The organism is Mycolicibacterium sichuanense (assembly GCF_033741125.1).
GTDB lineage: Bacteria > Actinomycetota > Actinomycetes > Mycobacteriales > Mycobacteriaceae > Mycobacterium.
Genome location: NZ_JAWQPU010000009.1, coordinates 97,924 through 111,220 on the forward strand (window position 1 = coordinate 97,924; position 13,297 = coordinate 111,220).

Genomic DNA, 13,297 nt, shown 5'->3' on the forward strand with positions numbered 1-13,297 from the left:
GGCGAGCATGAGCGAGCAGCGGGCGAGTCCGGCGCGGGCGACCGGCTGGGCCGTGGTCAACGTGCTGGTGGTGCTCTACGCCCTGATCCCGGTGCTGTGGATTCTGTCGCTGTCGCTCAAGCCGACGTCAACGGTCAAGGACGGCAAGCTGATTCCGTCGCAGGTCACGTTCGACAACTACAAGGCCATCTTCGCGGGCAACATCTTCAGCTCGGCGCTGGTCAACTCGATCGGCATCGGCCTGATCACCACGGTGATCGCCGTGGTGATCGGTGGCATGGCCGCCTACGCGATCGCGCGGCTCGCGTTCCCCGGCAAGCGCGCCCTGGTCGGCGTCGCCCTGCTGATCGCGATGTTCCCGCAGATCTCGCTGGTGACGCCGATCTTCAACATCGAGCGCCGGATCGGCCTGTTCGATACCTGGCCGGGCCTGATCATCCCGTACATCACGTTCGCGCTACCGCTGGCGATCTACACGATGTCGGCGTTCTTCAAGGAGATCCCCTGGGATCTGGAGAAGGCCGCGCGGATGGACGGTGCGACGCCGGGGCAGGCGTTCCGCAAGGTGATCGCGCCGCTGGCGGCGCCCGGAATCGTCACCGCCGCAATCCTGGTGTTCATCTTCGCCTGGAACGACCTACTGCTCGCGCTGTCGCTGACGGCGACGCAGCGCGCGATCACGGCGCCCGTGGCGATCGCAAACTTCACGGGCAGTTCGCAATTCGAGGAGCCGACGGGATCGATCGCCGCCGGTGCCATGGTCATCACGGTGCCGATCGTCATCTTCGTACTAGTCTTCCAACGACGGATCGTCGCCGGTCTGACGTCCGGTGCGGTGAAGGGATAGTTCATGGCCGAGATCGTGCTGGACCACGTGACCAAGACGTACGCCGGTGGCGCAGCGGCCGTGAAGGACCTGTCGATGACAATCGCCGACGGCGAGTTCATCATCCTGGTCGGGCCGTCGGGGTGCGGTAAGTCGACGACGCTGAACATGATCGCCGGGCTCGAGGAAATCAGCTCCGGGGAGTTGCGCATCGGCGGTGAGCGGGTCAACGAGAAGGCCGCCAAGGACCGTGACATCGCGATGGTGTTCCAGTCGTATGCGCTCTACCCCCACATGACGGTCCGGCAGAACATCGCGTTCCCCCTCACCCTGGCGAAGATGAGCAAGCCCGACATCGCCGCCAAGGTCGAGGAGACGGCCAAGGCACTCGACCTGACCGAGCTGTTGGACCGCAAGCCCGGTCAGCTCTCCGGAGGTCAGCGTCAGCGGGTCGCCATGGGGCGCGCGATCGTCCGCAATCCCAAGGCCTTCCTGATGGACGAGCCGCTGTCCAACCTCGACGCGAAGCTGCGGGTGCAGATGCGTGCCGAGATCGCCCGCCTGCAGGACCGGCTGGGCACCACCACCGTCTACGTCACGCATGACCAGACCGAAGCCATGACGCTGGGCGATCGGGTCGTGGTGATGCTGGGTGGCGTCGCGCAGCAGATCGGAACGCCCGACGAGCTCTACCACCGTCCGGCCAACCTGTTCGTCGCGGGCTTCATCGGCTCGCCGGCGATGAACTTCTTCCCGGCGACGCTGACCGACGTCGGGGTGCGACTGCCCTTCGGCGAGGTCATGTTGACCAACGAGGTGCAGGAGGTGCTGGGCCGGCATCCCAAGCCCACCAACGTGATCGCCGGCATCCGCCCCGAGCACATCGACGACGCGTCGCTCATCGACACCTACGCACGCATCAGGGCGCTGACGTTCGAGGTGACCGTCGACCTGGTCGAGTCGCTTGGCTCGGACAAGTACCTTCACTTCCACACCGAGGGTGAGGGAGCTCGGGCCGCGCAGCTGGCGGAGTTGACCGTCGAATCCGGTTCCAGTGAAAACCAGTTCACGGCAAGGGTTCCCGCCGAATCCAAGGCCGTCGCCGGCCAGACGGCGGAGTTGGCGTTCGACGCCTCGCGCCTCACGCTCTTCGACGCGGACACCGGCATCAACCTCTCGATCCCGCCCGCGGAGTGACCGACGTACTAGCCGAGGTTCGCACCGAGCTGGTCGGGTACTTCGACCGAATCGGTGTGCCAGGTGAGCCTTCGGTGGCCAGCGTGACCTTCCTCGGCGCGGAATCGATCGACGTGCTGCGCTTCGGACCCGATTCCGACGACGTGCGCCACTACGTATCGCTGGGGTGTGCGCGCCATCCGATGCTGGATCCCACGGCGATGATGGTCGATTCGGTGCGGGGTCCGCGGGCCGAGGTCGTGGTGTCGCTGCGCGGGGCCACGCCGACCGGTTTGGTGCGGTCGATCGCGGTGGTGGCCGCTTCGCCCGCCGTCGAGGGGCTGGTCCTGGTGCCCGACGCGTTGGTCGACCTCGAGACGCCGCTGTGGCAGGGCGCCCCGTTCACCGCGATGTTGTTGGGGCCCAGCGACATCGACGACGTCGTGCTGCCGGAGCCCAGCGATCCGGTGACCGTTCTGACGGCAACGCCGATCACCCCGACGGAGGCCGCCTGGGTGCGGTTGAAGGGCGCCGAGGCGATGCGCGAGGCGTGGCGAACCGATGGCGTCGACGTCCGGGATCCGCGGCGGCCCGCCAGCTCACCGAGCTGACCACCCCGTCCCGCCAAACGTGGAGTCTCGCCACGCCTTTCTGGCCGGCAGCGTGACGAAGGTGCACACTCGGCGCGGAGGGTATTAGAGCCAGTGGTTGCGGCGGAAGGTGAAGTACAGCGCCGAGCACACCGTCGCCATCACCAGCAGCACCATCGGGTAGCCGTAGGTCCAGGCCAGTTCCGGCAGGTGCTCGAAGTTCATGCCGTAGATGCCTGCCAGCGCGGTCGGTACCGCGGCGATCGCCACCCAGGCCGAGATCTTGCGCATGTCCATGTTCTGCTGCATGGTGACCTTGCCGAGGGCCGCCTGCACCAGTGAGCTGAGCACCTCGTCGTAGCTGGCGATCCGGTCCGACGCCTGGGTGTTGTGGTCGACGACGTCGCGAATGTAGCGCCGGACCTCCTTGGAGATGAGGTCGTTGTGGTCGCTGCCCAGCCGCTGCAGGGCCAGGTTCAGCGGGCCGACCGCCCGGCGCATCTCCACGACCTCCCGCTTGAGCAGGTAGATGTGTTCGATGTCGGTCTCGCTGTTGGGGGAGAAGACGTTCTCCTCCATGGCGTCGATGTCGGTCTCGACCAGGTCGGTGACCTCGAGGTAGTGGTCGACCACGTGGTCGGCGATGGCGTGCAGCACGGCGTACGGCCCCAGCGCGCAGTTTGCGGGTGCGCTGTCCATTCGCTTGCGCACCCCGGCCAGCCCGCCGTGCTCACCGTGGCGGACCGTGACGACGAAGTCCGGCCCAACGAAGACCATGATCTCGCCGGTCTCGACGATCTCGCGGACCTTGGCCACCGACTCGTGCTCGACGTACATGATGGTCTTGAGCACCAGGAACAGTGTGTTGTCGTAGCGCTCGAGCTTGGGCCGCTGATGCGCATGCACGGCGTCTTCGGTGGCCAGTTCGTGCAGCCCGAAGACGTCGGCCACGGCTTGCATCTGATGCTCGTCGGGCTCGTGCAAACCCACCCAGACGAAGGCCGAGACCCCGTCGAGTTGCAGGCTGCGGACCTTGGCCAGCGCGGCGCCATGGGTGTACTTCCCGGGCAGGCGTTTGCCGTCGGCATAGACGCCGCAGTCGACCATCGCCCGGGCCACCGGAACGTGGATCGCGTGGGCGTCGGCCTCGGGTACGCGGCGATTCGCCGTACGCAGCATGGACGGCTGCAGCGCGCGGAAAGACGGCACGGACGACCTCCCCTCGATGGGCGGAGCAGCCTCGTTGAGCCCCGAAAACGACCGGTAGGGATGGTACGCCCGAACCCTGGCAGAACCCCCTTCGGCAACCGGCCAACCCGCCCAGACGCGCCGTCCGGTTGCAGTACCGTGTCTGGGTGTCCAACGGAATCGCGCACACCCCGCAGGTCGTCGTCGATGACGCCGACATCTTCGATGCGCACGAGGGGGGCAAGCTGTCGGTGGCGCTGAAGGCGCCCCTGGACACCCAGCGCGCCCTGTCGATCGCCTACACCCCCGGCGTCGCGCAGGTCAGTCGCGCCATCGCCGGCGATCACACCCTGGCGGCGCGGTACACGTGGGCCAACCGCCTCGTCGCGGTGATCAGCGACGGCACCGCCGTCCTCGGGCTCGGCGACATCGGCCCCGCGGCGTCGCTGCCGGTGATGGAGGGCAAGAGCGCGCTGTTCAAGACCTTTGGCGGGCTGGACTCCATCCCGATCGTGCTCGACACCAAGGATCCCGACGAGATCGTCGAGACGATCGTGCGGCTGCGCCCGACGTTCGGCGCGGTGAATCTGGAGGACATCTCGGCGCCGCGGTGCTTCGAGATCGAGCGCCGCGTCATCGAGGCCCTCGACTGCCCCGTCATGCACGACGATCAGCACGGCACCGCGATCGTGGTGCTCGCCGCGCTGCAGGGCGCCGCCACGGTCCTCGACCGTGACATGCACACGCTGCGGGTCGTCGTCTCCGGCGCAGGCGCGGCCGGCGTCGCCTGCGCGAACATCTTGCTGGCGGCCGGCATTCGCGACGTCACGGTGCTCGACAGCAAGGGCATCGTGCACGGCGGCCGCAGTGACCTCAACCCGTTCAAGGCAGAGCTGGCGAGCAAGACCAACCCGGGCGGCCGCACCGGTGGCATCGCCGAGGCGCTCGACGGCGCCGACATGTTCCTGGGTCTCTCGGCGGGCTTGGTGCCCGAGGAGATCATCGCGACGATGGCGCCCGGCGGGATCGTGTTCGCGCTGTCCAACCCCGATCCGGAGATCCACCCGGACGCCGCCCGCAAGTACGCGGCGGTCGTGGCCACCGGGCGCAGTGACTTCCCCAACCAGATCAACAACGTGCTGGCGTTCCCCGGCGTCTTCCGGGGTGCGCTCGACGCCCATGCCCGTCGCATCACCGAGAAGATGAAGGTCGCCGCCGCCGAGGCGATCTTCTCCGTCGTCGGTGACGATCTGGCCGTCGACCACATCGTGCCAAGCGCACTGGACCCGCGGGTCGCCCCCGCCGTGGCGGCTGCGGTGGCGGCAGCATCGACGCTCTGAGCGGCGCCATGGTGCCCCAGCGGTTCCTGGTGCTGCTCGCCGTCCTCGTGCTGGCGGGCTGCGGGGCGGCACCCCCGCCGGCGTCGATGGCGGTGGGCGCCGGGCCCGGTGCGGAGTCGGCGCTGCTGGCCAACGTCTACGCGGCCGCGCTGCGGTCCTACGGCAGCGCGGCCCACGTCGAGCAGGGACCGGATCCGGTCGCGGAGCTGGACGGTGGCGCGGTGCAGGTGGCCCCCGGGTTCACCGGTCAGCTGCTGATGCGGTTCGACCCCGACGCGACGGCCCGCGCCGGCGAGCAGGTGTACCGGTCGATGATCTCGGCGCTGCCGGAGGGCATCGCCGCGGGTGATTACGCCCAGTCCGCGGGAGACAAGCCCGCGTTGGCGGTCACCGACGCGACGGCGCAGAAGTGGGGCAAGCGCGACGTGACGGCGCTGATCCAGCACTGCCAGGGGATCCGGGTTGGCGCGGTGGCCGGTGGGCACACCCCGGCCAGCGTCGGCACCTGCCGGCTGTCCGCACCCGTGGAGTTCCCGAACGCCGCCGCGTTGGTCGGTGCGCTGCGGTCGGGCCGGATCGACGCGGCATGGACGTCGACGGCGCTTCCGGAGACGCCCGACGGCGTGGTCGTGCTCAGCGATCGGACCTCGGCGATCCGCGCCGAGAACGTGGTGCCGCTGTATCGGCGCAACGTGCTCGGTGAACGTCAGGTATTGGCGCTCAACGAGATCGCCGGTGAACTGGACACCGGGTCGCTGGCCGACATGCTGGGCAAGGTCGCCAAGGGTGCCGATCCCGGCGCGGTCGCCGACGAGTGGCTGACGGCCCACCCCCTGGGTCATTGACCAGGCCCGAGCGCTTCGCGCAGCGTCAGTGCACGTTGGGCAGGGCGCGTGAGATCGCCGAGGAGAACAGGCGCTGGTAGCCCGAGCCGGTGATCCGGACGAGGACGTCGAGCACCTTGGCGTCGGCGCCGACGAGCACGCGGGCCTTGTTCTTGCGCACCGCGTCGAGGATGATCTGCGCCGCCTTTTCCGGGGAGGTGTAGGCGAGCTTCTTGTCGAAGACCTTGGCCAGCTCCTGCGGGTCGATGCCCTCGGCGGCGGTGGCGTTGCGAGCGATCGCGGTCTTGATTCCGCCAGGGTGCACCGTGGTCACCTTGACGGGCCGCTTGCCGGCGATCATCTCCTGGCGCAGCGCCTCGGTGAAGCCGCGAACGGCGAACTTGGCGGCGTTGTAGGCGGCCTGGCCGGGCACCGAGAAGATGCCAAACAGGCTCGAGACGTTGACGACGTGCCCGTCCCCGGATTCGATGAGGTGCGGCAGGAAGGCCTTGGTGCCGTTGACGACGCCCCAGAAGTCGACGTCCATCACGCGTTCGATGTCCTTGTAGGAGCTGACCTCGACGTCACCGGTGTAGGCGATGCCGGCGTTGTTGTAGATCTGGTTGACCTTGCCGAAGTGCGCCTTGACGGCATCGGCGTACAGCTCGAAGGCCTCGCGCTCGGTGACGTCGAGGCGGTCGGCCTTGACCTGTGCGCCGAGGGCCTTGAGGCGCGCCTCGGTGATGGCCAGCCCGTCCATGTCGACGTCGCTGATGGCGACCTTGGCACCGGAGCGTGCCAGTTCGAGGGCCAAGGCCTGCCCGATGCCCGACCCGGCCCCGGTGACGACGGCGACTTTCCCGGCGAAGCCCTGCATGGCGTACTCCTGTTGTTCGACGCGTGTTGAGTTGACCGACAGGCTAGCCGATACCGCGGGTCCCGGATTCGGGGGGTTGGCCGACCTAGATCGGCGCGCTCAGTTCCAGGTGCACGCCGTCGGGATCGCCGAAGGACAGGATCGCGATGCCGAGTCGAAGCGGTGACGCCCAGCACGTCCCTCGTAGAGGGCTCGCGAACGCGCGATGTCCGTCACCGCGAACGGCGTGTCGAGGTGCAGACACGCACGTTCGCGGCGGGTTCGACGGGGCTACTTCGCGAAGGCCTCGTCGATGATCTCCTGCTGCTCGACCGCGTGCACCTTCGACGAACCCGACGACGGCGCCGACATGGCGCGCCGGGAGATCCGCTTGATGCCGGTCAGCTTGTCCGGCAGCTGTTCTGGCATCGCCAGACCGAACGTCGGCCAGGCGCCCTGGTTGGCCGGCTCCTCCTGGACCCAGAAGAACTGATCGGCGTTGGGGTATTCGTCCAACGTCCGGCGCAGCCGCTTGTTGGGCAGCGGGTAGAGCTGCTCGACGCGCACGATCGCGATGTCGTCGCGACCCTCCTTGGCCTTGCGGGCCGCCAGGTCGTAGTAGATCTTGCCGCTGGTCAACAGGATTCGCTTCACCTTCGAGCGGTCCCCGACGCCGTCGGCGTAGGTGGGCTCCTCGAGGATCGAGCGGAACTTCTGCTCGGTGAAGTCCCGGATGTCGCTGACGGCAGCCTTGTTGCGCAGCATCGACTTCGGGGTGAAGACGATCAGCGGGCGGTGGATCCCGTCCATGCCGTGGCGGCGCAACAGGTGGAAGTAGTTCGCCGGGGTCGACGGCATCGCGACGGTCATCGAGCCCTCGGCGCACACCTGCAGGAATCGCTCGATGCGACCCGACGTGTGGTCGGGGCCCTGGCCCTCGTGGCCGTGCGGAAGCAGCAGCACCACGTCGGAGAGCTGGCCCCACTTGGCCTCACCGGAGCTGATGAACTCGTCGATGATCGACTGGGCGCCGTTGACGAAGTCGCCGAACTGAGCCTCCCACAACACCATTGCGTCGGGGTTGCCGACCGAGTAGCCGTACTCGAAGCCCACCGCCGCGTACTCGGACAGTGCGGAGTCGTAGACCATGAACTTGCCGCCGGTCGGGGTGCCGTCCTCCTTGAGCGTCAGCAGCTGCAGCGGTGTGAACTCCTGGCCGGTCTTGCGGTCGATGATGACCGAGTGCCGCTGGGTGAATGTGCCGCGGCGGGTGTCCTGGCCGGACAGCCGCACCAGCTTGCCCTCGGCGACCAGCGTGCCGAGCGCCAGCAGTTCGCCGAACGCCCAGTCCACCTTGCCCTCGTAGGCCATCTCGCGGCGCTTCTCCAGCACCGGCTTGACGCGGGGGTGCACCGTGAAGCCCTCCGGCACCGCCAAGTGCGCGTCGCCGATTCGGGCGAGGAGTGACTTGTCGACTGCCGTACTGAGTTTGGCCGGCAACTGCTGGTCGGACTCGACTGACTCGCTGGGCTCGATCTCGTGCTTCTCGAGGTCGCGGACCTCGTTGAACACGCGCTCGAGTTGGCCCTGGTAGTCGCGCAGGGCGTCCTCGGCCTCCTTGATGGAGATGTCGCCACGGCCGATGAGTGCTTCGGTGTATGTCTTGCGAACGCCGCGCTTGGTGTCGATGACGTCGTACATGCCCGGCTGCGTCATCGACGGGTCGTCACCCTCGTTGTGCCCGCGTCGGCGGTAGCACAGCATGTCGATGATGACGTCCTTCTTGAACTTCTGCCGGAAGTCGACGGCCAGCCGCGCCACCCAAGAGGCAGCTTCGGGGTCGTCCCCGTTGACGTGGAAGATGGGCGCGCCCACCATCTTTGCGACGTCGGTGCAGTACTCCGAGGATCTGGAGTCCTGCGGCGAGGTGGTGAAGCCGATCTGGTTGTTGACGATGATGTGGATGGTGCCGCCCGTGCGGTAGCCCCGCAGCAGCGCCAGGTTCAACGTCTCGGCCACGACGCCCTGGCCCGCGAAGGCGGCGTCGCCGTGCAACATCAGCGGCACGACGGTGAAACCGTCTGGGCCGTCTCCCTTGTCGACGAGATCCTGCTTGGCGCGCACCAGGCCCTCGAGGACGGGGTCGACGGCCTCGAGGTGGCTGGGATTGGCCACCAGCGAAACGTCGATGTCGTTGTCGCCGAACATCTGCAGGTAGTTGCCGGAGGCGCCGAGGTGGTACTTGACGTCACCGGAACCGTGCGCCTGGCTGGGGTTGAGGTTGCCTTCGAACTCCGAGAAGATCTGTGACGCCGGCTTTCCGACGATGTTGGCGAGCACGTTGAGCCGGCCGCGGTGCGGCATGCCAATGACGACCTCGTCGAGCTCGTGTGCGGCGGCCTGGTCCAGCACCGCGTCCATCATCGGGATGACGGTCTCCGCGCCCTCCAGCGAGAAACGCTTCTGCCCAACGTATTTGGTCTGCAGGAACGTCTCGAATGCCTCGGCGGCGTTGAGCTTGCTGAGGATGTACTTCTGCTCGGCGACGGTGGGCTTGTCGTGCTTGACCTCGACGCGCTCCTGGATCCAACGCTGCTGCTCGGGTTCGAGGATGTGGGTGTACTCCACGCCCACGTGGCGGCAGTAGGCGTCGCGCAGCACCGAAAGCACATCGCGCAGCTTCTTGTATTCCTTGCCGGCGAAGCCGTCGACCTTGAAGACCCGGTCCAGGTCCCACAGCGTCAGGCCGTGGGTCAAGACGTCGAGATCGGGGTGGCTGCGAAAGCGGGTCTTGTCGAGGCGCAGCGGGTCGATGTCGGCCATCAGGTGACCCCGATTGCGGTATGCCGCAATGAGTTCGATCACGCGGGCATTCTTGTCGGCGATCGGGTCCGGGTTGTCGATGCGCCACCGCACCGGCTCGTAGGGAATGCCGAGCTCACGGAAGATCTCGTCGAAGAAGTCGTCGGACAGCAGCAGCTGGTGAATGGTGCGCAGGAAGTCACCGGATTCCGCGCCCTGGATGATGCGGTGGTCATAGGTGGAGGTCAGCGTGATCAGCTTGCCGATGCCGATCTCGGCGATCCGCTCCTCGCTGGCGCCCTGGAATTCGGCGGGGTACTCCATCGCGCCGGCGCCGACGATCGTGCCCTGGCCGCTCATCAGGCGCGGCACCGAGTGCACGGTACCGATCGTGCCCGGGTTGGTCAGCGAGATCGTGACTCCGGAGAAGTCCTCGGCGGTGAGCTTGCCGTCGCGGGCCCGCCGGACGATGTCCTCGTAGGCCGCGATGAACTGCCCGAAACGCATGGTCTCGCAACGCTTGATGGCTGCGACGACCAGCTGGCGCTTGCCGTCCTTGCCCTGCAGGTCGATGGCCAGCCCGAGATTCGTATGCGCCGGCGTGACCACGTTTGGCTTGCCGTCGATCTCGGCGAAGTGCCGATTCATGTTCGGGAAGCTCTTGATGGCTTGGACGATCGCGTAGCCGAGCAGGTGGGTGAAGCTGATCTTGCCGCCGCGGGTGCGCTTGAGGTGGTTGTTGATGACGACCCGGTTGTCGATCATCAGCTTGGCCGGGATGGCGCGCACGCTGGTCGCGGTCGGCACGTCCAGCGAGGCGTTCATGTTCTTCACCACGGCGGCCGACGCACCGCGCAGCACGGCGGTCTCGTCGGCGTCCGAGGGCGCGTTCGCCGCGGCCGCCTTGGGCTTGGCCGGCTCGGATGCGGCCGCTCCGTCCTTGGCTGGCTCGGTCTTGGCTGCGACCTTGGCCGCCGCGGGCGTGGCCGGGGCGGGCTTGGCCCGTTCGCTCTTGGCCGGTGCCGCCGTGTTTGGTTCGGTCTTCGCGGGAGCGGCCGCCGCCTTCGGCGCGGAACCGTTGCCGTTGGTGCTGGGGGCCGGGTTGGGGGCCTTGGCGGGGGTGGTGGTCGCGGTTTCGTTGGTGGGTTCGGGGGAGTAGTCGACGAGGAACTCGTGCCAGCTCGGGTCGACCGAGGAGGGGTCCTCTCGGAACTTGCGGTACATCTCTTCGACTAGCCACTCGTTCTGTCCGAATGGTGAAGGTGAACTGCTCACGGCAGCTACTCGCCTCGATTCCTTCTAACTCCGCGGGCGCGCCGTCTGCCGCTCGCTCCTCTTTGCCGCATAAAGGCTAGCGCTTTCGCGACGGCCCGTAGCGCCCAACGCCACTCGTGCGGCGCACCGGCGGCTGCGGCGGCGCGACCACGATCGTGGTTCTACTTCTCCAGCGCGGGCAGCACGTGCAGGGTCGCCGGCCACCGCGCTGGTGGTGCCCCGAATGCGCCGCGCGCGTTCGAGACGATCTTCTTGCCCATCGCCCGGTTGCCGACACCGCCGATGGCGGCGCCGATGCCGACCGGGAGCATCTTGCCGAACGCGATGGCTCCGCGCTTTAGTGCGTACTTCTTGACGAAGAATTTGAGCAGTCGGCCATTGAGCTGGGACACCGCAGGCAGCGGCAGGGACGCCGCGCCGTCGGCGAGCCAGGCGCCGCTGGTGCGGCCCGGGCCGATGAGATCGGCGACGGCGCGCTTGCCGTCGTCGCCGACCAGGACGGCCAGCACCAGGGCCTGACGGCGCTCGCGGTCCTTGGCCGGGATGGCGTGCACCTCGGCGACGGCGAGGACGAATACGGCCGTCGCCTCCAGGAACACCACGGTCTCTCCGGCGACGGCGGACATGGCGACGAGCGTGCCGATGCCGGGGAACGCGGCGGCCGAACCCACTGCCGCCCCGCTGGCCATCACCGCAGCCAGGTAGTGCTTCTCCAGCCTGTCGACGATCTCGGCGGGAGCGGCATTCGGGCTGGCCTCGCGGAGGCGCTCGACATAGGCCCGCACGGCGGGAGCCTGGACGCGGGCGCCGCGCTCGATGATCTGCGAGAGGGCCCGCGCCGCCATGCTGGGGTCGTCGGCTCGCTCCCTGCCGGTTGCGGGCAGTTGGCTCTTGGCACTGGAACGAGCACTCATGTTCATGGCCTCCATGGACGGACGGGCAGTTCAAGGCTATCCCGTCGTGATGCCCGTCCAACGAGCGGCGACACCTCCCAGTGCCCGATCGTGATTCCGCTCACCGTTCGCTGCGGGAAGAAATCGCTCGTAAGGCTTGCTGGACACAGTCATGGCAGCATCAGGACACGTGGACCTCGACAACGCTGCACGCACGGGACGGTCGGTGCCAGGCGCGCCGAAGGTGCCCAGCCAGACCCGGATGGTCGTGGTGCTGGGGTTGCTCGTGGCGCTCGGCCCCTTGACCATCGACATGTATCTGCCGTCCCTGCCGCGGATCGCGCAGGACTACACGGTGTCGTCGTCGGTGGTGCAGCTGACGCTGACCGGCACGCTCGCTGGCCTGGCCCTCGGCCAGCTGATCGTCGGTCCGCTGTCGGATTCGCTGGGCCGGCGCCGGCCGCTCATGGCGGGGATCGTGTTGCACATGCTGGCCTCGCTGCTGTGCCTGGTCGCACCCAACATCGTGGTGCTCGGCATCGCCCGTGGCCTGCAGGGCATGGGTGCGGCCGCGGCGATGGTGGTGGCGATCGCGATCGTCGGCGACCTCTTCGCCGATTCGGTGGCGGCGACGGTGATGTCGCGCCTGATGCTGGTGCTCGGCGTGGCTCCGGTCGTCGCGCCGTCGCTGGGTGCGGCGGTACTGCTGCGCTTCTCCTGGCACTGGGTGTTCGCGGTGCTGGTGGTGCTCGCCGGACTGCTGCTGTTGCTGGCTGCGCTCGCGCTGCCCGAGACGTTGCCGACCTCGCACCGGCGCCCGCTGCGGGTGGGCGGCATTCTCGGCACCTACGGCGAGCTGCTGCGCGACAAGCGATTCGTGATCCTGGTGCTGGTGGCCGCGCTGGGCATGTCGGGCCTGTTCGCCTACGTCGCGGGCGCGTCCTTCGTCCTGCAGGGCCGGTACGGCCTCGACCAACAGTCGTTCGCCCTGGTCTTCGGCGCGGGTGCCATCGCGCTCATCGGTGCGACGCAGTTCAACGTCGTGCTGCTTCGCCGGTTCACGCCGCAGACCATCACCGTTTGGGCGCTGGTGGCCTCGGTCTTCTCGGGCGCCGTCTTCGTGGCGCTCGCCGCCAGCGGCGTCGGCGGCATCTATGCGTTCGTCGTCCCGGTTTGGGCGGTCCTGGCGGCGATGGGCTTGGTCATTCCCAACGCTCCTGCGCTGGCGCTGACTCGCCACCCCGACGCCGCCGGTACCGCCGCCGCACTGCTCGGCGCCGCGCAGTTCGGCCTGGGAGCCGCGGTGGCCCCGCTGGTGGGGGTGCTCGGCAACGACGAGCTGGCCCTCGCCGCGGTGATGACCACCGGTTCGGTCGTGGCCCTTCTCGCGCTCCTGGCGGTCGGCGTCCCGTCGACCGTGCCCAACGACGCCGGCGCCGTCCCCGAGGCGGCGTGAGCTGCGCCGTCCGCGGTGTGCTCGGCAACCTGACTTGTCCCGGATTGGGCTGATCCGTAGGTTCGGCTGCG

General features: G+C 68.1%; 10 protein-coding genes. 6 read left to right on the forward strand and 4 right to left on the reverse strand.

Annotated elements, in window-relative coordinates; translation table 11 throughout:
- The first annotated feature begins 7 nt into the window (after positions 1-7).
- From SBI80_RS23960 to SBI80_RS23970, 3 genes are read left to right on the forward strand one after another with little or no spacing between them, the layout of a single operon-like run.
- Positions 8-847, forward strand: a complete 840-nt coding sequence (locus SBI80_RS23960) for a carbohydrate ABC transporter permease (protein WP_318977340.1) — start codon at positions 8-10, stop codon at positions 845-847.
- A gap of 3 nt (positions 848-850) precedes the next feature.
- Positions 851-2,023 (forward strand): ABC transporter ATP-binding protein, encoded by a 1,173-nt coding sequence (locus SBI80_RS23965; RefSeq protein ID WP_318977341.1) that lies wholly within the window; start codon positions 851-853, stop codon positions 2,021-2,023.
- Positions 2,020-2,613 carry a suppressor of fused domain protein gene (locus SBI80_RS23970; protein WP_318977342.1) on the forward strand — a complete coding sequence of 198 codons (594 nt, stop codon included), beginning with the start codon at positions 2,020-2,022 and terminating at the stop codon, positions 2,611-2,613. Before SBI80_RS23965 ends, SBI80_RS23970 begins: the two co-directional genes overlap by 4 nt.
- Positions 2,614-2,697: 84 nt before the next feature.
- Here SBI80_RS23970 and corA read toward each other — a convergent pair whose 3' ends face one another.
- Positions 2,698-3,801, reverse strand: coding sequence for a magnesium/cobalt transporter CorA (gene corA / locus SBI80_RS23975; protein ID WP_318977344.1), 1,104 nt, complete (start codon positions 3,799-3,801; stop codon positions 2,698-2,700).
- 158 nt (positions 3,802-3,959) lie between these two features.
- Between corA and SBI80_RS23980 the strand changes: the two genes are divergently transcribed.
- Positions 3,960-5,120, forward strand: a complete 1,161-nt coding sequence (locus SBI80_RS23980) for an NAD(P)-dependent malic enzyme (RefSeq protein ID WP_318977395.1) — start codon at positions 3,960-3,962, stop codon at positions 5,118-5,120.
- An 8-nt stretch (positions 5,121-5,128) separates the two neighbouring features.
- Entirely contained in the window at positions 5,129-5,965 is an 837-nt protein-coding gene (locus SBI80_RS23985; protein ID WP_318977345.1) for a glycine betaine ABC transporter substrate-binding protein, read from the forward strand.
- Positions 5,966-5,990: 25 nt separating this feature from the next.
- Here the strand turns inward: SBI80_RS23985 and SBI80_RS23990 are convergent, their stop codons facing one another.
- From SBI80_RS23990 to SBI80_RS24000, 3 genes are all read right to left on the reverse strand, one after another.
- Entirely contained in the window at positions 5,991-6,821 is an 831-nt protein-coding gene (locus tag SBI80_RS23990; RefSeq protein ID WP_318977346.1) for an SDR family NAD(P)-dependent oxidoreductase, read from the reverse strand.
- Between the two features lie 270 nt (positions 6,822-7,091).
- Positions 7,092-10,877 (reverse strand): multifunctional oxoglutarate decarboxylase/oxoglutarate dehydrogenase thiamine pyrophosphate-binding subunit/dihydrolipoyllysine-residue succinyltransferase subunit, encoded by a 3,786-nt coding sequence (locus SBI80_RS23995; protein ID WP_318977347.1) that lies wholly within the window; start codon positions 10,875-10,877, stop codon positions 7,092-7,094.
- 161 nt (positions 10,878-11,038) lie between these two features.
- The gene (locus SBI80_RS24000; RefSeq protein WP_318977348.1) at positions 11,039-11,791 is read right to left on the reverse strand and encodes a hypothetical protein; all 753 of its coding nucleotides are present in this window, start codon (positions 11,789-11,791) and stop codon (positions 11,039-11,041) included.
- Positions 11,792-11,942: 151 nt separating this feature from the next.
- Here SBI80_RS24000 and SBI80_RS24005 point away from each other — a divergent pair, with 151 nt between their 5' ends.
- Positions 11,943-13,226 carry a multidrug effflux MFS transporter gene (locus tag SBI80_RS24005; protein WP_413232798.1) on the forward strand — a complete coding sequence of 428 codons (1,284 nt, stop codon included), beginning with the start codon at positions 11,943-11,945 and terminating at the stop codon, positions 13,224-13,226.
- The last annotated feature ends 71 nt before the right edge of the window (positions 13,227-13,297 follow it).

Excerpts from the sequence above, each read along its gene's own strand:
- SBI80_RS23960 (WP_318977340.1), top strand. The coding sequence starts at position 8 with ATGAGCGAGCAGCGGGCGAGTCCGGCGCGGGCGACCGGCTGGGCCGTG.
- SBI80_RS23965 (WP_318977341.1), top strand. The coding sequence starts at position 851 with ATGGCCGAGATCGTGCTGGACCACGTGACCAAGACGTACGCCGGTGGC.
- SBI80_RS23985 (WP_318977345.1), top strand. The coding sequence starts at position 5,129 with ATGGTGCCCCAGCGGTTCCTGGTGCTGCTCGCCGTCCTCGTGCTGGCG.
- SBI80_RS23990 (WP_318977346.1), bottom strand. The coding sequence starts at position 6,821 with ATGCAGGGCTTCGCCGGGAAAGTCGCCGTCGTCACCGGGGCCGGGTCG.
- SBI80_RS24000 (WP_318977348.1), bottom strand. The coding sequence starts at position 11,791 with ATGAGTGCTCGTTCCAGTGCCAAGAGCCAACTGCCCGCAACCGGCAGG.
- SBI80_RS24005 (WP_413232798.1), top strand. The coding sequence starts at position 11,943 with ATGGCAGCATCAGGACACGTGGACCTCGACAACGCTGCACGCACGGGA.